This window comes from Streptomyces sp. NPDC031365, from assembly GCF_055569765.1.
Genome location: NZ_JBVIIM010000004.1, coordinates 33,324 through 52,507, shown reverse-complemented (window position 1 = coordinate 52,507; position 19,184 = coordinate 33,324). Strand labels below are relative to the sequence as shown.

Annotated in this window: 31 protein-coding genes; all 31 read right to left on the bottom strand. The window is 71.0% G+C overall.

Going from position 1 to position 19,184, the window contains the following annotated elements:
* Nucleotides 1-138 precede the first annotated feature (138 nt).
* Complete coding sequence (locus ACZ5C2_RS08045; protein WP_468787816.1) at nucleotides 139-528, bottom strand: hypothetical protein; 390 nt, start codon at nucleotides 526-528, stop codon at nucleotides 139-141.
* A 13-nt stretch (nucleotides 529-541) separates the two neighbouring features.
* Nucleotides 542-1,048, bottom strand: coding sequence for a hypothetical protein (locus tag ACZ5C2_RS08040; protein ID WP_468787814.1), 507 nt, complete (start codon nucleotides 1,046-1,048; stop codon nucleotides 542-544).
* Nucleotides 1,049-1,058: 10 nt separating this feature from the next.
* Nucleotides 1,059-1,460: a phage tail protein gene (locus tag ACZ5C2_RS08035; RefSeq protein ID WP_468788528.1), complete on the bottom strand. Its 402-nt coding sequence runs from the start codon at nucleotides 1,458-1,460 to the stop codon at nucleotides 1,059-1,061.
* Nucleotides 1,461-1,541: 81 nt separating this feature from the next.
* On the bottom strand, nucleotides 1,542-2,279 hold the full coding sequence (locus tag ACZ5C2_RS08030; protein ID WP_468787812.1) for a hypothetical protein: 738 nt from the start codon (nucleotides 2,277-2,279) through the stop codon (nucleotides 1,542-1,544).
* The gene (locus tag ACZ5C2_RS08025; RefSeq protein ID WP_468787810.1) at nucleotides 2,272-2,469 is read right to left on the bottom strand and encodes a hypothetical protein; all 198 of its coding nucleotides are present in this window, start codon (nucleotides 2,467-2,469) and stop codon (nucleotides 2,272-2,274) included. The genes ACZ5C2_RS08030 and ACZ5C2_RS08025 overlap by 8 nt, the downstream gene beginning before the upstream one ends.
* Nucleotides 2,469-2,918, bottom strand: coding sequence for a hypothetical protein (locus ACZ5C2_RS08020; protein WP_468787808.1), 450 nt, complete (start codon nucleotides 2,916-2,918; stop codon nucleotides 2,469-2,471). Before ACZ5C2_RS08020 ends, ACZ5C2_RS08025 begins: the two co-directional genes overlap by 1 nt.
* 8 nt (nucleotides 2,919-2,926) lie before the next feature.
* Nucleotides 2,927-3,520, bottom strand: a complete 594-nt coding sequence (locus ACZ5C2_RS08015; RefSeq protein ID WP_468787806.1) for a head-tail connector protein — start codon at nucleotides 3,518-3,520, stop codon at nucleotides 2,927-2,929.
* 2 nt (nucleotides 3,521-3,522) lie between these two features.
* The gene (locus ACZ5C2_RS08010) at nucleotides 3,523-3,777 is read right to left on the bottom strand and encodes a hypothetical protein (RefSeq protein WP_468787804.1); all 255 of its coding nucleotides are present in this window, start codon (nucleotides 3,775-3,777) and stop codon (nucleotides 3,523-3,525) included.
* Nucleotides 3,778-3,835: 58 nt separating this feature from the next.
* The gene (locus tag ACZ5C2_RS08005) at nucleotides 3,836-5,086 is read right to left on the bottom strand and encodes a phage major capsid protein (RefSeq protein ID WP_468787802.1); all 1,251 of its coding nucleotides are present in this window, start codon (nucleotides 5,084-5,086) and stop codon (nucleotides 3,836-3,838) included.
* Nucleotides 5,087-5,221: 135 nt separating this feature from the next.
* Nucleotides 5,222-5,887: an HK97 family phage prohead protease gene (locus tag ACZ5C2_RS08000; protein WP_468787800.1), complete on the bottom strand. Its 666-nt coding sequence runs from the start codon at nucleotides 5,885-5,887 to the stop codon at nucleotides 5,222-5,224.
* 11 nt (nucleotides 5,888-5,898) lie between these two features.
* Entirely contained in the window at nucleotides 5,899-7,047 is a 1,149-nt protein-coding gene (locus tag ACZ5C2_RS07995; RefSeq protein ID WP_468787798.1) for a phage portal protein, read from the bottom strand.
* A gap of 130 nt (nucleotides 7,048-7,177) precedes the next feature.
* On the bottom strand, nucleotides 7,178-8,740 hold the full coding sequence (locus ACZ5C2_RS07990; protein ID WP_468787796.1) for a terminase large subunit domain-containing protein: 1,563 nt from the start codon (nucleotides 8,738-8,740) through the stop codon (nucleotides 7,178-7,180).
* Entirely contained in the window at nucleotides 8,703-8,978 is a 276-nt protein-coding gene (locus tag ACZ5C2_RS07985) for a hypothetical protein (protein ID WP_468787794.1), read from the bottom strand. Before ACZ5C2_RS07985 ends, ACZ5C2_RS07990 begins: the two co-directional genes overlap by 38 nt.
* A gap of 145 nt (nucleotides 8,979-9,123) precedes the next feature.
* The gene (locus tag ACZ5C2_RS07980) at nucleotides 9,124-9,318 is read right to left on the bottom strand and encodes a hypothetical protein (RefSeq protein ID WP_468787791.1); all 195 of its coding nucleotides are present in this window, start codon (nucleotides 9,316-9,318) and stop codon (nucleotides 9,124-9,126) included.
* On the bottom strand, nucleotides 9,318-9,518 hold the full coding sequence (locus ACZ5C2_RS07975) for a hypothetical protein (RefSeq protein WP_468787789.1): 201 nt from the start codon (nucleotides 9,516-9,518) through the stop codon (nucleotides 9,318-9,320). The genes ACZ5C2_RS07980 and ACZ5C2_RS07975 overlap by 1 nt, the downstream gene beginning before the upstream one ends.
* A 54-nt stretch (nucleotides 9,519-9,572) precedes the next feature.
* A complete protein-coding gene (locus tag ACZ5C2_RS07970) occupies nucleotides 9,573-9,866 on the bottom strand; it encodes an HNH endonuclease (RefSeq protein ID WP_468787787.1) in 294 nt (97 codons plus the stop codon).
* 61 nt (nucleotides 9,867-9,927) lie between these two features.
* Nucleotides 9,928-10,404 (bottom strand): hypothetical protein, encoded by a 477-nt coding sequence (locus ACZ5C2_RS07965; RefSeq protein WP_468787785.1) that lies wholly within the window; start codon nucleotides 10,402-10,404, stop codon nucleotides 9,928-9,930.
* Between the two features lie 281 nt (nucleotides 10,405-10,685).
* Nucleotides 10,686-10,886 (bottom strand): hypothetical protein, encoded by a 201-nt coding sequence (locus tag ACZ5C2_RS07960; protein WP_468787783.1) that lies wholly within the window; start codon nucleotides 10,884-10,886, stop codon nucleotides 10,686-10,688.
* Nucleotides 10,887-11,008: 122 nt separating this feature from the next.
* Nucleotides 11,009-13,201, bottom strand: coding sequence for an FtsK/SpoIIIE domain-containing protein (locus ACZ5C2_RS07955; protein WP_468787781.1), 2,193 nt, complete (start codon nucleotides 13,199-13,201; stop codon nucleotides 11,009-11,011).
* Between the two features lie 85 nt (nucleotides 13,202-13,286).
* Nucleotides 13,287-13,463: a hypothetical protein gene (locus tag ACZ5C2_RS07950; RefSeq protein ID WP_468787779.1), complete on the bottom strand. Its 177-nt coding sequence runs from the start codon at nucleotides 13,461-13,463 to the stop codon at nucleotides 13,287-13,289.
* 2 nt (nucleotides 13,464-13,465) lie between these two features.
* On the bottom strand, nucleotides 13,466-13,630 hold the full coding sequence (locus ACZ5C2_RS07945; protein WP_468787777.1) for a hypothetical protein: 165 nt from the start codon (nucleotides 13,628-13,630) through the stop codon (nucleotides 13,466-13,468).
* Between the two features lie 84 nt (nucleotides 13,631-13,714).
* Nucleotides 13,715-13,966 carry a hypothetical protein gene (locus tag ACZ5C2_RS07940; RefSeq protein WP_468787775.1) on the bottom strand — a complete coding sequence of 84 codons (252 nt, stop codon included), beginning with the start codon at nucleotides 13,964-13,966 and terminating at the stop codon, nucleotides 13,715-13,717.
* 85 nt (nucleotides 13,967-14,051) lie between these two features.
* Nucleotides 14,052-14,363: a hypothetical protein gene (locus ACZ5C2_RS07935; RefSeq protein WP_468787773.1), complete on the bottom strand. Its 312-nt coding sequence runs from the start codon at nucleotides 14,361-14,363 to the stop codon at nucleotides 14,052-14,054.
* Complete coding sequence (locus ACZ5C2_RS07930; protein ID WP_468787771.1) at nucleotides 14,360-15,502, bottom strand: hypothetical protein; 1,143 nt, start codon at nucleotides 15,500-15,502, stop codon at nucleotides 14,360-14,362. Before ACZ5C2_RS07930 ends, ACZ5C2_RS07935 begins: the two co-directional genes overlap by 4 nt.
* Nucleotides 15,499-15,804: a hypothetical protein gene (locus ACZ5C2_RS07925; protein WP_468787769.1), complete on the bottom strand. Its 306-nt coding sequence runs from the start codon at nucleotides 15,802-15,804 to the stop codon at nucleotides 15,499-15,501. The genes ACZ5C2_RS07930 and ACZ5C2_RS07925 overlap by 4 nt, the downstream gene beginning before the upstream one ends.
* Complete coding sequence (locus ACZ5C2_RS07920) at nucleotides 15,801-15,989, bottom strand: hypothetical protein (protein ID WP_468787767.1); 189 nt, start codon at nucleotides 15,987-15,989, stop codon at nucleotides 15,801-15,803. The genes ACZ5C2_RS07925 and ACZ5C2_RS07920 overlap by 4 nt, the downstream gene beginning before the upstream one ends.
* Before the next feature lie 156 nt (nucleotides 15,990-16,145).
* Nucleotides 16,146-16,760: a hypothetical protein gene (locus ACZ5C2_RS07915; RefSeq protein WP_468787766.1), complete on the bottom strand. Its 615-nt coding sequence runs from the start codon at nucleotides 16,758-16,760 to the stop codon at nucleotides 16,146-16,148.
* Nucleotides 16,757-16,999 (bottom strand): hypothetical protein, encoded by a 243-nt coding sequence (locus tag ACZ5C2_RS07910; RefSeq protein ID WP_468787764.1) that lies wholly within the window; start codon nucleotides 16,997-16,999, stop codon nucleotides 16,757-16,759. Before ACZ5C2_RS07910 ends, ACZ5C2_RS07915 begins: the two co-directional genes overlap by 4 nt.
* Nucleotides 16,996-17,331: a hypothetical protein gene (locus tag ACZ5C2_RS07905; RefSeq protein WP_468787762.1), complete on the bottom strand. Its 336-nt coding sequence runs from the start codon at nucleotides 17,329-17,331 to the stop codon at nucleotides 16,996-16,998. Before ACZ5C2_RS07905 ends, ACZ5C2_RS07910 begins: the two co-directional genes overlap by 4 nt.
* Before the next feature lie 52 nt (nucleotides 17,332-17,383).
* Nucleotides 17,384-17,707 carry a hypothetical protein gene (locus ACZ5C2_RS07900; protein WP_468787760.1) on the bottom strand — a complete coding sequence of 108 codons (324 nt, stop codon included), beginning with the start codon at nucleotides 17,705-17,707 and terminating at the stop codon, nucleotides 17,384-17,386.
* A gap of 1 nt (nucleotide 17,708) precedes the next feature.
* A complete protein-coding gene (locus ACZ5C2_RS07895; RefSeq protein WP_468787758.1) occupies nucleotides 17,709-19,181 on the bottom strand; it encodes a DNA cytosine methyltransferase in 1,473 nt (490 codons plus the stop codon).
* Nucleotides 19,182-19,184 lie beyond the last annotated feature (3 nt).

Below are 19,184 nucleotides of genomic sequence, written 5' to 3'. Positions count from 1 at the left end.
TGGACTGCTGGGCGGCCTTCTCCATCTGCGCGAGGTAGCTGTCGAGCCAGTCCAGGTAGTGGTCTGCCTCTTCGACGGTCATCAGGTCCCAGTCACGGGGACCGATGTGCAGCAGGTGCGCGGCGTTGCCGAGGTGGCTCAGGCGGCGAACGGCAGCCGGGCTTTTCCCTCGTCCTCCGGAGCGTCGTCGTAGCCCCTGAGCATGGCCTCGATCAGTTCGTCGCTGCCGTTCTTCTCCCGCAGCTGCTCCACAGCGAGCGTGATCTCGCCCTTGGTCATCTCGACCGTGAGCTCGTCCCAGCAGAAGTCGACGTCGTCGAACGCGATGCCGGGGTGCTGCCGCTTCAGCAGGACGTGCAGCAGCGCCCGGCGGCACAGCGCGTGCCCGCTGAGGACGCCCTTGGCGAACTGGCTGAACGACATCCCAGTGCGCTTCTCCAGGGCCTCCCGCTCCACCGACATCAGCTTGTTCGGGTTGTAGTCGAAGACCTGCTCGTCGCCGTCTTCGGGCGTGTAGGTGACCTTCACGAGGGGACCCCCTTCAGTTGGATCGGGATGCGATGCGGTTGACCATGTCCGCCAGGGCGAACTGGACCTGCCGCTTGTAGTGGGCGTCCTGGCCCTCGAAGGCGCGGTCGAACCACTTGACCTTGCCGGTCTGCTGCACCCACACCTCGCGGTTGCCGTACACCGGGTGCCGCCAGCCGGACGCGCGGTTCGTGCGCTTCGGTGCGTTGGGGAAGCCACGCACGTTCTTCGTCTTGAACGCCTTGATCTTGGCCCCGGGGAACCGGCCCGTGATGCGGACCTCTGGCCGGATCTTCCGCGCGATCGCGGTCTTCAGGGCCGGGCCGGCGTGCGGGGTCGTCGACGCCATCGACATGATGGCGCTCTTCGCCTGCGCGGCCCCCGGCCGGAGAGCGTCGCGCATGTTCTTCGTGAGCTCCTTGCGGAGCGCCTTGCCGTCCTCCTCGGCGCGCAGTGCGCGGGAGATCGCCCGCAGGTTGCCCGCGTCGAGCTCCAGCCCCAGCCCGGACGTGTCCGCCACCGGACCGGCCTTACGAGGTGGCCCGGGCAACGGCCCCGGAGGTGGTGAAGTCCTGCGACACGGTGGCCTCATCACCGACCGAACCGGTGACCGGGGACCAGCCGGAGATCAGCACGTTCCCGCTGTAGGACGGGTTGGACGTGCCGACCGCGGCCTGGTCCGCCCGCACCTCGAACGGCACCACGGTGCCCAGCAGCGGCCACATGATCGCGTCCAGCTTGGTGGCCGCGTAGTCCTGGAGGAACTCGCACGCCAGCGTGCCGGACTTCAGGCCGCCGATGACCTCCTTCCAGCCCAGGCTCTTGTAGTTGGTGACGTCCTTCTCCTCCACCTCCACGGCCACCTCCGCCTTCTTGGTGTACTCGGAGAGGTCGTTGGAGTTGATGGACAGGAACTCGGCGAGCAGAACCATCGTGGGCACGGCCGGCCTCCCTTTCAGACATGACGAGACGCCCGGCCCTCGCGGGGTTCGGGCCAGGGGATGAGGGGTGAGTCAGCCGATGCCGAGGGCAGCGGCCAGGAGGAACGAGGGCGTGGTCCCGGAGACCGTCCAGGCGAGGCGCCACCAGGTGTCCGTAATGGCGGTGCCGTCGGTGCGCAGCGCCTGCCCACCAGGCTCGGTCGCCGCGTCGAACGTCAGCCGCGTGGTGGGGCTGGCGAAGTCTTCCGTGGCGGACGATTCCACGGTGACCGTGATGGACGGGGTGGTGCCGGCGGCGGACAGCACGTGCAGGGACGCGTACATGCGTTGCCCCGCCAGGAGCGCGCCCATCTCCAGCGCGGTGCCGGTGCCGGTCGCGGTCCGGGCCGTGCCCGGCTGGTGCATGACCACGCCGCGCACCAGCGGCCAGCTGCCCTTCGCCGTCGACGTCCACGGTGCGACCTCGCCGACCGTCTCCCCCAGCTTGTAGTCGGCGCGCAGGGCCTTCGTCAGGTAGGCCAGATCCCCGATGAACGCGGTGCCGGTGGGGCACACGGTCCACGGGCCGACCCCGCCGAACTGAGCCCACGACGCATCGTCGACCTTCGTGTCGTCGCCGGCCTCCCACTGCCCCTCGCCCGCGATCTGTGACGACGCGAGCCCACCGACGACTTCTCCCCAGCCTTCGGAGCCGTAGTTCGTGGACGGCTTGGCCTCCACCTCGGTGGACAGCTCCACCTTGTTGGAGCGGCTGGTGAGGTCCAGGCCGACGGCGAAGCACCTCACGTTCAGCAGGACGGACTTAGCCACGGTCGCTCTCCTTCCTGCTCTTGCGCCGGACAAGCGGCGGCGGGTCGGTGACCTCTTCGGCCACCTCGGAGGCGACCAAGTGGGCGGCCACCGTGGTCGGGTAGTCGTCGACGACGTCCCCCACATTGGGCCACGGCCGGCCGTGCAGGACCGCGCCCGGCGCCCCGGCGGCCAGGATGCGGATCTTCATCAGGTGCTCCCGTCTCCGATGACCTTGATGACCAGTTCGGCGCCGATGTAGGTGGACCCGGCGTGCTCGAACCACCTGTAGCCCTGAACGCGTTGCAGATGCAGGTCATCGGCCAAGCCGCCCAGGGCCTTCTCGCCGGGGGCACCGCGGGCCGCCTCGATCGCCTTCTTCAGAGAGGCCGGACCGGCGCCGGACAGGAGCGCGTCGACGATGCGCTGCGAGGACCGGTCGTCGGCGCGGCCGGCCAGCACACGGCAGGTGAAGACCAGCTCATCCAGGCGACGGCCCATCGCCTTGTCGAAGTTGACCTCGACCTCACCGACGAAGAAGCACGGGGCAACGACGGCGTCTGGGACGTAGCCGGTGCATACCAGCTTCCCGATACCGGCGGGCAGGACCACCGCACGGGCGGCGGTCGCGATCGCGTCGCGGACATCTGAGATCTGCACGGCGCCCCCTATCCGAAGCCAGGAAGGACGAAGTGTTCGATCAGCGCCCACACGTCCGGGTCCCGGCGAGACAGACGCACGACACCCCACTCAGCGGAGCCGGTGACGCCCTCGGGGGAGTCCTTGCGCTTGTACAGGCGGGATGCCTGGATGAGCGTGGCCTGCTCGATCTCCTCGGGCACTTCGGGCCAGCCCCACCGGGCGGTGACCCTGACCCGTGCCGTGCCGTGCCCCCAGCTCGATGACGGGCTGAGCAGGGAGGTGACGGCCCGGCCGCGCACGATGGCGTTGTCCGGGCCGGTCTCGTAGTCGGTAAACGGGGCGAAGGAGCTGCCCGACCCGGTTTCCACCAGCGTGGGCGCGGCGCCAGCGTCGTCGATGAGGAGCCGGGCCCCGAAGACGTCGAACACCACCTTGCCCGCCGGGTTGTAGGTCCGGGCGCTGGCCGCCGCATCAAGGTAGAAGCGGCGGCCACAGGCGCGGTCGATGCTGCGGGACGCGGCAGTGAGCGCCTTGGACAGCAGGGCATCCCGGCTCGTGTCGTCCGCCTCGATGGCCAGCATCGACTTGAGGACGGCCAGCTCGGCGTACTCGTTGGCCACAGCTACTCCTTGGCGTTTTCGCCCTTGCCGGTGCGGCCACGTCGCCGTGCCGGGGGCGCGGCCGCAGGCGGGGCGGTCACCTCGGCAGGCGGCAGGGTCGCCGTCTCCACCGGTGGCGTGGCGTCGTCCTCCTTGGCGATGCCGGAGGCGATCAGGTGCGCGGCCTCGGCGTCCGGAAGGTCTACGGCCTCACCGCGGGCGGGCCACCGCCGGCCGTTACGGGTCCCGGACATGTCGACCAGCATGCGAATCTTCACGATCAACTCCCGTCGGGGCAGAGGCGGGCACCGGTGTGCGCCCGCCCCCGGTTCCGGATCAGGCGGCCGCGCCGCCGGTGAACGTCTTCACCGCGCCGGTCAGGTCGACGAGCGCAGCGTCCGCGCGCATCAGCGCGCGGAAGGTGACGAGGTCGGCGTTGAACGCGAACTCGTCGGACCGCTCGAAGCGGATCCCACCGGCCATGCGGATGAAGTACTGCGAGATGTCACCGAAGATCACGGACTCGGCAGCCACGCCGATGTCCGCGACGTTCGGGTCCGTGAGCACCGGCTTGCCCAGGATGGTGTCCGGGGTACCGGCGACGACCGACGGCTGCCAGATGTACTGACCCTCCGTGGTCTTGATCTTCCGGATCACGCCAGCCGTGCCGTCGTTCATGATCCAGCGGCAGGAGCTGGACATACGGTACGGGGAGATCACCGAGTGGAACAGGTCGATCAGCAGGTCCGCGCCCTGGCCGACCGTCGACTGGGAACCGAAGCCGCCAGCCACCGCAGCCGGACCAGTCACGCCGGCCGACGCGTCGGTGACGATGCCGCGCGGCTTGCCCGATCCGTCGCCGGTGATGGCGTGCGCGCCGAAGGCGTTGCCGAGCGCGCGGCCGGCCTGCATGGACAGGTAGCCCTCCAGGTCGACGCCAGCGTCCGTGAGGAGCTCGCGCGACACCTGGATGACCGTGCCGTACTTGTACGCCCCGAGGGACACCTGGCCGAACGTCGGGTCGGACTCGCCGATCGGGCCCGCCTCGGTGACGATCGCAGCCGAGCTGTGCGCGGTCGTCTTCGGCACCTGCAGCGTCTCGCCGCTGGAGGTGTTCAGGACCGTGGCGCCGGCCTGCATGACGGCGCTGGTCTCGATCAGGTGCGCCACCAGCTGCCCGTAGAAGTCCGTCGGCACGGTCGCGCCGCCGGCACCGGACGAGAGCTTGGACAGGTCACGGAAGGACACCGGCCCGGCCGGGACGACGTCGAACGTGCGGCCGCCCTCGCCGCGCAGGAACTTCCGCAGCTCCTCGCTGTTCGCCGGGGCGTCCGGGCCGCCCTTGCCGCGGGGCTCGCCACGCAGCTTGGACATGGCGTCCTCGGCGTCCTTCGCGCGCTGCTCTCCGTCGATGACGGCCTTGATGCGCTTGTCCAGCGCGTCCAGCTCCGCGTTCAGCGACGTCCAGGTGGACTCCTCCTCGCCGGAGAAGGTGCGGTTCTCGTCGGCCGCCGTGTCAGCGAGCGCCTTGGCCTGCTCCCAGACACGCAGCCGACGCTCCTGCAGGGACTTCACTACCTCGGACATGGTCCGATCTCCTCACTGTGAATCCAGGGGTGGGGTCCGAGGTGGCTGTCGGCCTGCCTCGACATGCGAAAGGCCCGCACCAGGCGGGCCGTTGGGTTACTCGGTGGGGTGGCTGTCGGCCTGCCCCAAGGGGAATCAGAGGTGCGGGGACTCACGCCGCGCCAGCAGCGCCATGCGCGCGGCCGCACCCAACGTCTGCGGCTTCGCCGGACCGGGCCCGTCCGTGCGGCGGAACAGCTTCCGCAGCTCGTCCTGCCGGGCCAGGGACCGCACCTCTTCCAGATCGGCCCCGACATGCGCGGCCAGCGACCGCAGGCCGGCCGACGAGTCGGGGTAGGCGGGGATGTTGACCGGGGCGACGTCGACCAGCTGCGCGCGCAGCAGCGTCCGCTTCGGGAACCCCTGGTCGGTCATCCCCCAGTCGTCCTCGATCGTGCGGAACGCGAAGCTGGACTTGCGGACGTCACCGCGGGCCACGAGTTCCAGAATGTCCGCGCGAGCCTGCGGCGGGTCGACGTCGTACATCAGGCCCTGGTCGTCGATCGACAGGCGCAGCGTGCCGCCCGCCACCGTGCCGAGCAGCATGTTGTCGTCGTGGTTGTAGCGGGCCATGACGTCCGGCCAGCCGTCCCCCCTGGACTTGTTGAACGCGCGCGGGTCCACCACCTCGACGAAGCCGCCGAGGTTGGACGACTCGCGGTTGAACACGGCCGCATAGCCGCTGATGGTCTTGCGCTGCTGCTCCTTGGGCGCCCGCAGCTCGACGGGCACCGGCGTGTAGCGCCTCTCCAGGTCGGCCACGGTCGGCCTCCTCACTGATTGGGGTTGGGATCGCCCGGCCCGGGAGCCGGATCGTTGGTGGGTCTGCTGAGCAGCGACACGGGCAGGTAGGTCTGCCCCTGGCCGTCCGGCAGCGGGGCCAGGTCCTCGAGGGCGCGGACCTCGTCGCGGTTGCGCCAGCCGTCGTTCAGCGCCATCGAGTGCGCCTGATAGCGGGTCATCAGGTCGACGCGGATCATCGCGTCCGCGTTGAACCGCACGAACTCGCGGCCCGGCATGAGCGCCGACAGCTTCGCCTCCAGCCGGGACAGCCACGGCCGCAGCGTGAACCCGACGAAGTTGATCGCGTTCTGCTCGACGTTCGCATACGTCATCGACCCGCCCGAGTCACCGCCGACCATCTCCGGCGGAACCCCGTAGATCGCCGCGATCTGCGAGGCATTCAGCCGCATCGTCTCGATGAACTGCGACTCCTCCGGGTTCACCTTCAGCGCGGTGAAGTCCCAGTCCGATCCGTACACCAGAGGCTTGCGGGCCCGCACCCGCGCGGCCAGCCGGTCGCTGATCTCCTCAGCCTCATCCGGGTTGATGGCCTTCGAACTGTTCTTCATCGTGGCCGGCGGGGTGCCCCCGTTGTCGAACCAGGACAGCCCGTACTCCGTGGCCGACAGGCCCACGCCGATCGTGCGGGCGAACGCCTGGACCGGCGACAGACCGACCACGCAGCCGGGCAACACCACCCACGGGATGTGGACGATCTGCTCGCGCGGCACCTCCTGGCCCTGCCAGTAGAAGACCGGCAGCGTCGGCCGCAGCTCATCCACCCACACCTCGTCCGGGTTCAGCCACTCGATCATCGTGGGGAACCCGAAGTCATCCCGCTGCGTGATCAGCCCGTAGGCGTTTCCCCGCAGCGCCAGCGACACGACCGCCTTGTGCAGCCACTCGAACAGGTTGTCCCGCGCGGCCGGCTGGAACAGCAGCGACGGCACGAACGTCAGCAGCTCCCGCGACGCGCCGTTCTTCCGATAGGTCTGCACCGGCAGCGACGCGATCGAGTCGGCGAGGATCCGCACGCACGCGAACAGCGGGATCAGCCGGATCGCCTGCTGCTGCGACACCGCGCCCGGACGGGGGCCGCCGGAGATCCACGGCAGCGACGTGATGGCCCGCTTCGACACCGCGCCCAGCCGCCGGAAGCTCGCCAGGAGGGCGCGCCCTGCACGCCGCCATCCGCCCACAGACGGAGGCGGACCGCCCGGATACCACACCCCATCAGGGCCGCGAGTCGGACTCACCACAGCTTCCTCCTCACAGCACCGAATCCAGCGGGTCGTAGTCCTCGATCACCTGCGGCCCCCGGATGAGCAGAGCCCAGCGGGCGAAGACGGCCGCGCACAGCGGGCTGATGTCGACCAGCGACGCCGTGCGGTCCAGCTGCCACGCGTCCCCGTTGCGGCGCGTTCTGGCCCCGTTCACCGCCGCGGTGAGCGGCACCTGGTCCAGGTGCCGGACCGTGCCCTGATTCATCGCGTCGGCCAGCTGCCCGCACGCCTCCGTGATGTCGCCCGCCCGCATCACAGCCAGGTCGCCGCGCTGCGGGTTCGCCTTGTCCTTCGGCGACTCGATGCCCGCGGACGCCAGGTCGTCGATGAGCGAACCGGCCGGCGCACCCGACGACGCCACCGCGACGGCCACCGGCCGCCACAGCTTGTGCAGCTTCGCCACAGCAGGCACCACCCAGTCCGTACCCGGCCGCCGAGCCACGACTTCCAGGTGCACCAGGCCGTCCGCCCGCAGCGAGGCCGCGGCGATGGAGGCGTGCGCCCGGTCCTTCGACACGTCGATGGCCAGGGCCACGCTGTCCGCCACCGGCCGGCTGTCCGTGTCGACCAGGCCGGGCCACTTCTCCTTCGGCACGTTCGGATCCGTCGGGGGCGTGGGCTTCCTGGTCCGGTTCAGGTAGGCCCGGTCGAACTCGGCCGGGTCCATCTTCTCCAGCTCGGCCGCGATGATCTCCTCTGTCACCGTGTAGCCGAGGGCGGGCAGCGTCGCCCGCCACGTCGCCGGGTCCGCGCGGTCCATGTCCTCCGGCGCGTACCACTCGAAGTAGCAGGTGCGCGGCCGCGTCGCCAGCGCGTCCTCAGCGAGCGCGGCGAACAGGGCCTCGATCAGCGCGCGCCCGTTCTCCCGCTTCTTGTTCAGCCACACCGACTTGGTCGTGCCGCCAGCCGACGCCCACCACAGCTGAGCCATCGCCCGCGTCAGCATCGCGGGAGAGAACGCCTGCTCCAGCCGGTCGTCCTCGTGCGCGAACGCCTCGTCGATGAACCCCAGATCGAGCGGCGGCCCATGGCCCGCCTTCTCCGTGTTCGCCGTGATGCCCATCCGGCTGCGCTTGCCGGGAAACAGGATCGCCTCGTTGCCGTTGCTCTTCCGGATCCGGGCGTACTTGGCGAGAGGGGAGGTGGAGATCTTCTCCCAGAACTCGTCCTCCCAGCGCTGCCGGGCCATGCCGCGGGTCTGCGCCGCGTACACGATGTTCTGCCGCGGCCACGCCATCGCCCGGTGGACCTGCGCCCCCAGCGTCAGCTCCGTCTTGCCCTGCTGCCGGGAGACGGACAGCCCCACCTCGCGGTGCGCGAACAGCCCCGTGGCCGGGTCGATCTCCAGGGCCACGTCGCTGACGTACTTCTGCCAGGGCATCGGCGGCGCCCCGAGCTTGGTCATGACCTTCCACAGCTTCGGCCCCAGCGACGGCCGGTCCGGATGACGCGGCGTTCCCCAGCGCGGTGGGCACTCCAGCCCGTACCGCTCCCGCAGGTCCTCGCCGAACTCAGTCGGGGGAGCCCAGGTCTCCGAGGTCGTCGTCATCGTCCGGCGCCCGTCCCTCCAGGATCTGGGCGAGCGTCTGCCGGAGCTCGCGGGCCAGTTGAGGGAGGAGGCGGTCGTCCTGCGCCACCGGCTCGCCGCACGTGTCGCACTCGGCGGTCCGCGCGGCGTCGATCCGGCCGGCCAGCGCGAAGGCGAGCTCGGTGAGCGACGGCTCGACGCCGACCAGGTCACCGAGCTGCTCGATGTCGCTGCGCACGGCGTCCTCGACCGAGCCCATGGCGCCCCCTTCCATGATCATCCGTTGGTATCGGCCCGGGGAGAGAAAAATGGCAGGGGGGCGCGGGGTTGCGATATGTCCGATTTCAAAAAACGCCGGACGCTCCCGAGCCGAGACGATCATGTCGGCGCTCTGACCTGCGCGTTTACGCGGTGTCTCGATGTCTGCACCAGGCATGGCCGCAGTCGATGATCGTGGGATCCATGAGGGCGTCGACCAGGCTGGCGGGCGGGGGGCTGGGCGGCAGACCGAGGCTGGTCTCCAGGTTCCGGATGCGCGGGTAGGACGGGCGGTCGTGGGTCTCGCACCGGCGGGCGATGCGGCGCAGCAGCGCGGTCATCACCTGTCGGTCTCATCCCAGTGGACGGTGTGTGGCTCGTCGGTGACGTAGTTGATGGCCATGGCGGCCGCGAGGCCGACGTCAGGCAGGTCGTACAGGCAGCGCCCAGAGGGGAACTCCACGCCGTGGATGTCGGGCTGGCCCTTGCGGCGGACGACGAACCGGCGTGCGAACTGGACTGCTTCGGGGTGGTCAGGCATGCTCCCCTCCTCCACGGGAGTGAGTGGTCCGAGGCGTACCACGGGTCAGCCTCTCTACGGTCCGGCGAACCAGTCGACGCTGGTGTGCAGCTGGCGGACGGCGGCGAGGGGCTTGTCGCCCTTCTCGTTGTTGCACTTGCGGAGGCAGACGGGGCAGCCGTGGTTGCCGTGGATGGGGGCGAGGTTGTCGGGGTCCATCCGTGCGCCGCCCTTGGACCTGGGGATGATGTGGTCGACGTCGGTGGCGTGGCCGTGGCCGCAGACGATGCAGACGTCTGACTCGCGCAGGATGCGGGCGCGGATCTGGCGGTACTCGTAGGACGTCAGCTCTGACCGGTCGGTGGCCATGGCGCCTCCCGGGCGTGACGGAGGCCCCGCCGGTGGGCAGGGCCTCGGGTGTCCGGTGCGGCTACTGCTGCACGGTGCCGTCCAGGGCTTCGGCGACCTTCGGCGCGAGGCGCTTGCTGTCGGCGAGGGCGGCCTCGTTGCGGGTGGGCAGGCTGACCGCCCACGTGTCGCCGGTGACCGCTACGCCGCCGAACTGCTTGGACAGCGGGATCCACCCGGCGAGTGCCTGCGGGTTGGGGAAGAGGTTGATGGCGGCGTCGCCAGCTGCCTTGCCCTGGTCGGTGACGGTGAAGTTGTACGGCGTGCCGCCGACCTGGGCGATGTATGAGTCGCCGGTCTCTTCCTCCGGCGGTGTGACGGTCAGGCCGGCCGCCTTGAGCGCGTCGGCGATGTCCTTCGCGCTGTCGTAGCCGCCGGCGGTCTGTGAGCTAGCGGCGGTGGCCTTCACGTCGTCCTGGTCGCTGCTGTCCTCGCTGCCGCATGCGGTGAGCGTGAGGGCGAGGACGGCGAGGACTGCGACGGCGGTGCGGGTGCGCATGGTTCCCCCTGGGATGGCTGGTGCTGGCGTGGCCATCATCGGTGCTGTGGGGGTGGCGTGGGGACGCTGTGCCTGTCCTGTGACGTGGGGGGTCCGCGCAGGGCCTGCCAGCACAGCAGCCCCGGGTCGTGTGAGCGATCCAGGGTGGCCCTGCGCGGACGTCTGGACACGACGACGCCCCGACCGGGAACCTAGCGGTCGGGGCGTCGTCGTGCGTCCGCAGCTGCCCGCTTCGAGGCACAGCTGTTCACCGAGATCGTTGCACTCGGCCTGACCTGCGGTCAAGCGGCGGCGCGAGCGGCGCGCTTGGCAGCGAGAGCGGCGACGTCCTTTGCGGCGTACCAGGGCTGTCGCTCGGTGCCGCCGGAGCGGGTGAGCTGGCCCCGGTGGACGATGCTGCGGAGGCCGGTCAGCTTCACACCGAGAAGGCGCGCGGTCTGGTGTGCGGTGAGGTGGCCGGGCCGAATGATCTGTGGCTCCATGCCTCCATGATGCCGCCTCCGTGTCCTTGCCGGGGGTGATCCCTTCCCCCCTCTACGGGCACTACTTCGCAGGTGGGGGCCCGCTACCAAGGTCACTACCGGGGTAGTGGGCCCCCTCTACATCAGGCGCCTTCGGCGGTGTCCTTGGGAGGGGTGTCCGTAGCGGGCTCGGTAGAGGGGGCGGGGTCTACCCGCCGTGCGGAGAGCAGGAGTTCGGCGGGCACGGCGGCCTCGAGGTCCGCGCGCCGGTAGCCGGCGCGGTTCACTCCGGCGACCTTGACCTGCTTGGTGGTGCGGTCGACGCCCGCGGCCTCGAGTTCGGCGGCCAGCTGCTCGGCGTCCCAGTCGCCGTACCGGTCTTCGTCGACGTTGACGAGCCGGTCCAGCAGGTCGACAGTGTGCATCCGGTCGGTGTGCCGCATGACGTCGAGGCAGTCGGACAGCACGGGCGCGATGGTGACGCCCGCCTGGTCGGCGGCCGCGGTCACGTCCCCGGTCGCGTCGCCGGTCAACTGACCGTGCTTCACCCGCAGTGCACGCCCGCGCTGGCACAGCTCGGAGAAGTCCGGGCCCGGCAGGAAGTCCGCGCGCACGGTCACGAACGACGCAGGGCCGGTGACCAGGACGCCCGTACCCCGGTGGTCCTCGGAGAGCACGGAGGCGTCGGCGCCCTGGGCGGCCTTCCCCTTGCCCAGCACCATGTCAGAGGACGTCTGGTCGACGACCTGCGTGCAGTACCGAAGGGTGATGATCTCCCGCAGCTTCGTCGGCACACTGTCGGCGTCGGGGCGCTGGGAGGCGAAGTTGCAGATGAACCCTGCGGCCGGCCCGCGGCGGGCGATGCGGCACAGGTCGTTGATGACCTGCTCGCGGTCGTCCTTCTCCATGGCGGTGAAGTACTCCTGCAGCTCGTCGATGGTCACGAAGATGACGGGCAGGTTGTACCGCTCGACGATGCCCGGGGTCAGCTTCCCCTCGGGGCACACCGACACCGGGAGGCCGCGCAGCAGCACGAACCGGCGCTCCATCTCCGCCAGCAGCTCCTTCAGCATCGCCTTCAGCGCCTCGACGGCGTCGTCCTCGGCGCCCATGACCAGCCGGTGGGCGACGGCCTTCATGGGCATCCAGTCGGCACCGCCCTTGCCGTCGGCGACGTAGTGCCGCACGTAAGGGTCAAGGAGGCCGGCGGCGGTCATGAGCCGCTGCGTGAACGTCTTGCCCCGGCGGGGGAGGCCGCCGAAGAACAGGGACTGCCACATGACGGGCACGGTGATGCGGTTGCCGCGGGCGTCCTGCCCGAACGGGATCGGCTCCCACACGGAGAACGTGTCCGTCTTGACCAGCGGCGACGGGTTCGGTGTGCCCAGGTAGGGGTCGTCGTCGGCGACCCACATGGAGACGCGTCCGGCGTTGCCGCCGGCTGCGGCGCGGACGCGGGAGGCGATGACCTGGATCTCGTCGACGCCGAGTTCGGCGGCGATGGCGGTGCGCTTGGCGAGGACGTCCGCGGCGGTCTTCCCGCCGCCCTTGGGCAGGTCGAAGATGACGGCCCAGCCGTTGCCGTCGCGGACGGGCCCCATGACGCAGGTGATGCGCGGTCCTTCGTCGTCGCCCTTCCCGGCCTTGAGCAGGCCGGCGGCGCGCAGTGCGTCGTTGAGCTGCTGCGCGGACATGTCGACGCGCAGGGGCGGGGTCGGGTTGTCGAGAAGCTGCACGTCCTCGCCCCGGCCCAGGTAGGCGAGCGGGATGGTGGCGGCGGCGAGCATGCCGGCCTGCGCGGGTAGCGGGGCGAGGGCCCAGCCGACCGTGGCGGCGGCGACGGCGGTTGCGGCGGCTCCCCACCGCCAGCGGCGGGCGAGGGTGCGTTCCCGGTGGAGGAGTGCGTACCGGACGGCCAGGTCGACATCGTCGGGCTTGGCCTTCGCCTGGGCGCGCAGGGCCTTCACGGCGGCGGACTGGTCGTGCGCGGTGAGGGTGGGCCATAGACCGCGCAGGGCACGCCACAGGCCCTTGGTGGCCAGCCACGCCATGCGGAACGCGTACTTGGGGGTGCGGAGCAGGTGGTAGCGGGTGTGCCAGGCGCACAGCCTGCCCAGGGCGGCCGTGTTCGCGCGCAGGGAGGCGGCGGAGCGGGCCCAGGCGGGGAGGATCGGCGCGTCGGGCACGGTCAGCCAGTCGGCGAGCGGGTTGTCGACGCGGTCGACGGCCTCCACCTCGGCCGGCTGCTCGTCGACGGCGGGCTCGGGGGCGAACTTCAGCAGGCTGACCTGGGGGTCGGCGTGCCCGTTGACCCGCTGCAGCGTGGTCTCGGTCATGATGGGGCTTCCTTCTCTCTGCTGAGGGATGGGGGCCCGGGGCGGCCGGTTCGCTGGCCGGCATGGCGGCCGCCCCGGGGCAGATCTACTTCTTGCGGCGGGCGTCCTCGCGGGCCTGCGCCTTGGCGGTGATCGCGTCGGCGCGCTTCTCCAGGGCGCGGGTGGACTTGCCGCGGGCCTTGCGGCGCTGGATGCGGGCGCCGATGGCGACGGTCTGGGCGATCTCCCGCCAGGTGTGCGGGTCGTGGTTCGTGGCGGGCATGGTCACTTCCCCGTCTTCTCGTGCTTGCGGGCCACTCGGTCGGCGGTGGTCCGGCTGTTGTAGGTGCCGAGCTGCTTGCCGCACGTGCAGACGACGGGGTGCGTGTAGCGGCCGTATCCGCGGTTCTCGCTGGACACGAACGCGTGGTGGCTGGTGCCGAACGCCATGGGTGGTCCTCTCGGATCGGTGGGCCGGGGCTGTCCCGGCTCCCCTTGGGCCCCGCCGGTGGGGGCGGGACCCGCGGGCAGCCGTCAGTCCTCGTCGGTCTCGAAGCCGTGGCCGGGGCACCACAGGTGCGGCTTGTCGTGCCACTCGTGCGGGTCGTGGTAGTCGTCGTGGTCGCACTGGCTGATGCCGCTGATGAGGCCGTCGCCCGGCTTCGGCTCCTCATAGCGGGCGGCGTCAGCCTCGTCCATGCGGAGCTCGTCGCCGAGGTCCATCGCGGCCAGCTCGTCGCTGGTGAACAGGTCCTCGGTGGTCATGTCGTCGTACTCGTCGCTCACGATCTGGTCCTCTCGGCGGTGGGCGGAAACGCTGGCGCGGTTCCCCTCACCGCCCGACACGGGTTCGGGCGGATCGGGCAGCCGGTCAGCGGCGCTTCTGGGCGTCCTGCCAGATGGAGCGCAGGACCAGGGCGAGGATCGCCACGGACACGGCGCCGATGGCGATCGCGATGGACGCGAACGCGATACCGACGCCTCCGACGCACGCCGCGGCTCCGATGCCGAGCCACTCGCTGGCGCTGCGGCCGGGCTTGTGCTGGTGCTGGCAGGCCGGCTGCTGCGGCTGCTGCGCGTTGAGCAGTTGCTGCGCGGCGAGGATCGCAGCGATCTGCTGCACCATCTGCGTGTTGTCCGCGGCCTCGACGGCATCGCGGGCAGCCTTCTCGAGGTCGCTCATGCGTAGCCTCCGTTCCCGGGGTCGCGCATCAGCGGTGCGTCAGCCTGCTCCTGGGCGCGTTTGGCGGCCCGGGACAGGGCGGTGCGGACGTAGGGCTCGGTGACGACGAGGCGCCGGTGCCGGGCCACCTCGTCAACGATCTGCTTGGCCTTGGCGTCCGGTCCGAGGGTGGATGCGGCTTCGATGACCGCGGCCTCCAGCGTGACCGGCTCCAGGACGGCGGCAGGGGTGCTGACCTGCTGATGCGCGGCCGCATCATCGCGCTGCACCTCGTACTCGGCGGGCTGTTCACCGAGGACCATGGCGACCGCGACGGGGTCGACGTGCACGTCGTAGGAGGCGAGTACCGTGGCGAGCTCGGCGGGGGCCGCATCAGGTCGCGCATCGGCGGCGAGGCGGATGGCGTCGGCCGGGTCCATCGCGGCGAACCGGTCGCGGAGTACCTCGGTGGCGGACACCGTTCGGGGCCGGGCGGCCGGTTCCTCGAGGGCCGCAGGCGTCGTGGCGCCGTACATGGATGCGAGGGCCGCATCAGCTCCGTCGCGGACGCGGTGGCGCTGGACGTCGACCAGGCCGGCGCCGAGCTCGGTGTCGCCGACGCCGACGTTCCGGGCGAGCTTCCAGTAGGCGCGGACGGCGTGCTTCTGCTTGCGCCCGTCGGGGTGGCCGTCGGCGACGGCGCGGTGGTAGGCGAGCTGCCGGGCGACGTCGGCGTTGCGGCGCTGCGTCTCGGCGTCCACGCCGGTGGTGTAGACGACGATGCTGCGGGCGATGAAGCCCAGGCCTTCGGCGGCGCCGGACATGGCGAGCGGGGTGACCGCGTACACGGCGGCCTCCCGGGCGGTCCCGGCGATGGTGATGCCGATGCAGCTGGCGGAGACGGGGGCGAGCCACATGCCGAGCCGGACGACGGCCGGGGAGGACTGCCCGAGCATCGTGCGTCCGAGCATCACCATCGCGAGGATGAGGGTCAGGCCCTCACCGGCGGCGACAACGCCCGCGGCGGTGGCCTGCCGGTGGAACTCGGAGACGGCGTTGCTGTAGGTGCCCCAGGCGCCGGCCGCGCCGACGACGAGCATCAGGGCGGTGGCGATACCGAGGACGCTGCGCTGGCCCTTGGTGAGCGTGCGGGTGTTCACTGGCCCTCACCCGACCCGGCGATGCGGCGAAGGTCAGCGAGGTACTCATCGGCGGTGCGGTAGCGCGGCGGGCGGGCCTCGTTCTGCTGACGCAGGTAGGCGGTCTCCCACTCCAGGCCGTCCACGGTCTTGCTGTCGAGGACGTCGCGGATGAGGAGCTGGACGAGGCGGATGCGCTCGGAGACGCAGGTCTCGTAGCGGGCCAGGTCCATGCGGTCGCCGCCAGGGTCGGGCAGGGACAGCGTCTCGCTGATCGCGGCGAGCATGTCGCGGACGGGCTCGGGCAGGTCGTAGGTGCTCATCGGCGGCCACCGCCTTCGGCGGCGTGCGCGCGGCCCAGGGCGAGCTGGTCGCGGGCGGCGCCGGCGGAGGCCGCGCGGTTGGCGGAGGCGTGGGCGTAGTCGGCGCGGCACTGGGCGTGCAGCGCGGCGACTCGCTCCTCGGGGGAGGTTGCGGCGTCCTTCGGGGACGCGAAATGATCGGTCATGCCGACTCCTGGTCAGATCAGGTGTTCGGTCGAAGGGCCGGGCGGTGCGCGCGCCGGGGGCTGCAACCCCCGAGCTGCTGCTCGGTCCTTCTTTGCATCCTCAGTATTCAACCTCCTGAACAATTTGTCCAGGAGGTTGAACGTATGGGGTTCGCATCACGACGCATCAGCAGGCTGGAAGTACCTCAGCATCAGGTAGTCCGCAGGCCCGTACACGGTCCCGCACCACCGGCACCGCAGCTGCGTCTCACCCGGCATGCGAGAGATCACCGCACCGCACACCACCCCCTCCCCCACCAGCGCGACGCACGCCCCGAGCCGCTGCGGCCGCGGCTCCGGGTCGCCGACGACCGACCGCACGGCGCTGTTCAGCTCGGCGACTTCCCGGGCGAGGTCCCCGGCGGCCGGGTACTGCGCGACGATCCAGTCCAGCTCTTGGGCGAGCCACCGGCAGTCCTCGGCGAGGCCGCCGGGCGGGGGCGCACCTCGGTGGGGCCAGCGGACGCGCCGGACGTCCTCGCGCCAGGAACGCAGGACCTCGGCGGCCCGGTTCCAGTTGACGGTGTCGATGACGTCCTCGTTGACGGGGGAGCGGGGGCCGGCCGCCGTCTTGGTGGCGACGATTTCGCCCCAGCCGGTGGCGCGGGGGATGAGGTATTCGCCGACCTCGGCGTACAGGTCGGGGAGAGCGCGGAGCCGAGCGCCCAGTTCTTCCCGGTGCCGGTTGCACAGGTAGCCGCTGGACGCGCGGTCGCAGAGTTCGCAGGTCACTTGGTGCTGTTCTCCTCGGGCTGTGCGAGGGCGGCGCGGAGTTCTACAGCGGCGCCGCCGTGAGTGCGGAGGATGGCCCACCTGCGGGCGAGCCGCTCGGCGCGCTCCACCGCGGCCTCGGCGGCCAGGGCCCGCTCCTTCCATCGGTCGCCGCGGCGCCAGCCCTTGGACGCGTTCTCGTACAGCGCGTCCAAGGCGTCGTCGGTGATCGTGCTCGCGGTGTGCCGCTTCGGCGTCATGCGGCCTGGTCCTTCCTCGTGCAGTGGGTGGCGTCGTGCTCTGCGCCGGCGGACGTCCACCAGCGTTCGCAGCAGCCGGAGTACAGGTCGGCCCTGGCTTGGCTCTGCCACAGGCCCAGTCGGGCGGCCCGCTCGGCGCGCACGGCGGTCGCGCGGCGCTCGTCGGCGGCGACGTACTCGCGGGCGAGAGCGACGCCCAGCAGCAGCGATGTGATGAAGAGGCCGCTGCCGTACCACCAGCCGTCTGCTCGGGCGCTGGTGGCGGCGCAGTGGGCGAGGAACAGGGCGGCGAGCGCGTAGGCCCAGCAGAGCGCTCGGGTTGATCCGGTCATCAGGTGCTCCTCGGGTAGAGGCCGCCCCGTCGCGCGGGGCGGCCAGGGTGAGTCAGAACAGGGACAGCGGTTCCTCGGTGGTCTGCCGCTCCAGCTCTCGAAGGTTGGCCAGCTGTCGGCTCCGAGCCTTGGCGTGGCAGTTCGGGCACCAGGCGCGCAGCCCCTCGACGGGCACGGCCGCCGCGGCGACGGTCGACAAGGTCAGATCAGCGGGGGCGATGATCAGCCGACCGTGCGCGGTGGTGTTGATGCAGCGAAGGCCGGTATCGGAGTGCTGCGAGCCGCACAGGCCGCCTTCGCACTGGCACTGATGGCCGGCGGGCCCCATGACGGCCTTCCAGACGGCGGTGACCCCAAGGGGTGGGCGCTTGCTCATGTCAGAGCACCTCCGCCACACGGCGGCCAAGCCACTGAGCGACGTTGCAGGACACGGCGTTCCCGGCCTGCATCGTCTGCTCGCCCTTGTTGCCGAGCACGATGTAGTCCTCCGGGAAGCGCTGCGCCAGCAGCTGCTCGCGAGGCTGGACCATCCGGTAGTGGCAGTCCTCCAGCGCGGGCGCCGGCGAGGCGATGGCCGCCGAGTCGATCGTCGACAGGGTGTGCAGCGGCTCGCCGGTCGTCTTCGTGGCCGCGTTGCGGTACGGGATGACCAGCCAGTGGTGTCGTCCCTGCCCAGTGACGGTGTCGACCGGTTCGGTGACGGGGCGGGCGCTGCTGTTGCGGCGCAGGGTGACGATGAACGAGTCGTCGGCCTGCGGCGGTGTCACCAGGGCCTCGAAGCCCTTCGGGTTCGCCATGCGGGTACGCATCGGCTCGGCCGTGGTGGTGCAGGTGGTGTTCCACGTGCCGCCGGAGGGGACCAGGACCGCGTCACCGATCTTCGCGGTGCGGGCAGGAAGCGGAGCCGAGTCGGCGAGGAAGGCCCGGCCGTCGTGTCCGCCGTGGTTGACGGTCAGGACCATGCGGCGGTCGCCGAGCAGTTCAAGGCCCTTGCGGATCCGGGTGACGGTGTTCTTCGCAAGCGGGCGCAGGCCGTTCGCGGCGCGGTCGCCGATGCGCACGCCGAGGTTGGACCAGTCGATGATCGAGGCGGCCGGTCGGACATAGGGCTCGACGATGGTGTGACGGCAGCGCGGCCCGTTGGGGCACCGGTAGACGTACTGCTGGCCGTACTTGCCGAGCTTGCGGCCCTCCCTCTTCCAGGACTGGAAGGCGGTGACGGTCTCCTCGCACACTGGGCACCAGGCCCGCGGGCGGGGCTGGACGTCCGGGAGCGGGATGCCCTCGCGGGTGCAGACGATGTAGATCCGGTCCCGCCACTGCGGCGCTGGATCGTTCCCGTCCTCGTCTCCGGCGTGCGCCGAGGACAGGGACACGAACTGGATGTTGTAGCCGAGGGTGCGCATCCCCGAGAGCCAGACGTCGAACAGCTCCCAGTCCGCGGCCTCCATGACGTTCTCGACGAGGACGGCCCGGTACCGGTGGACCTCGGTGGCGCGGATGACGTCCCAGAAGGTTGCCCTGGTGCGCTCGAACGCGGCGGTGGCGACGGGCCCGAACTCCTCGATGCCCAGCTGCCCGGCCCCGGCGGCGGTGCGGCGGCGGCGTCCGCCGGCCGGGGACAGCTCGGTGCAGATCGGGGAGGCCCAGAGGATGTCCGTCTTGGGCAGGCGCCGCATGTCGTAGTTGTTGACGTCGGCGCAGAGGTGGTCGGCGTCGGTGTGGTTCGCGGCGTGGGTCTCGATGGCGCGCTGCCAGTGGTTCGCGGCGAGCTTCAGTTCGAGCCCGGCGGCGACGAGGCCGGTGGACGATCCGCCGGCGCCGCAGAAGATGTCGGTGAAGGTAAGCATCGG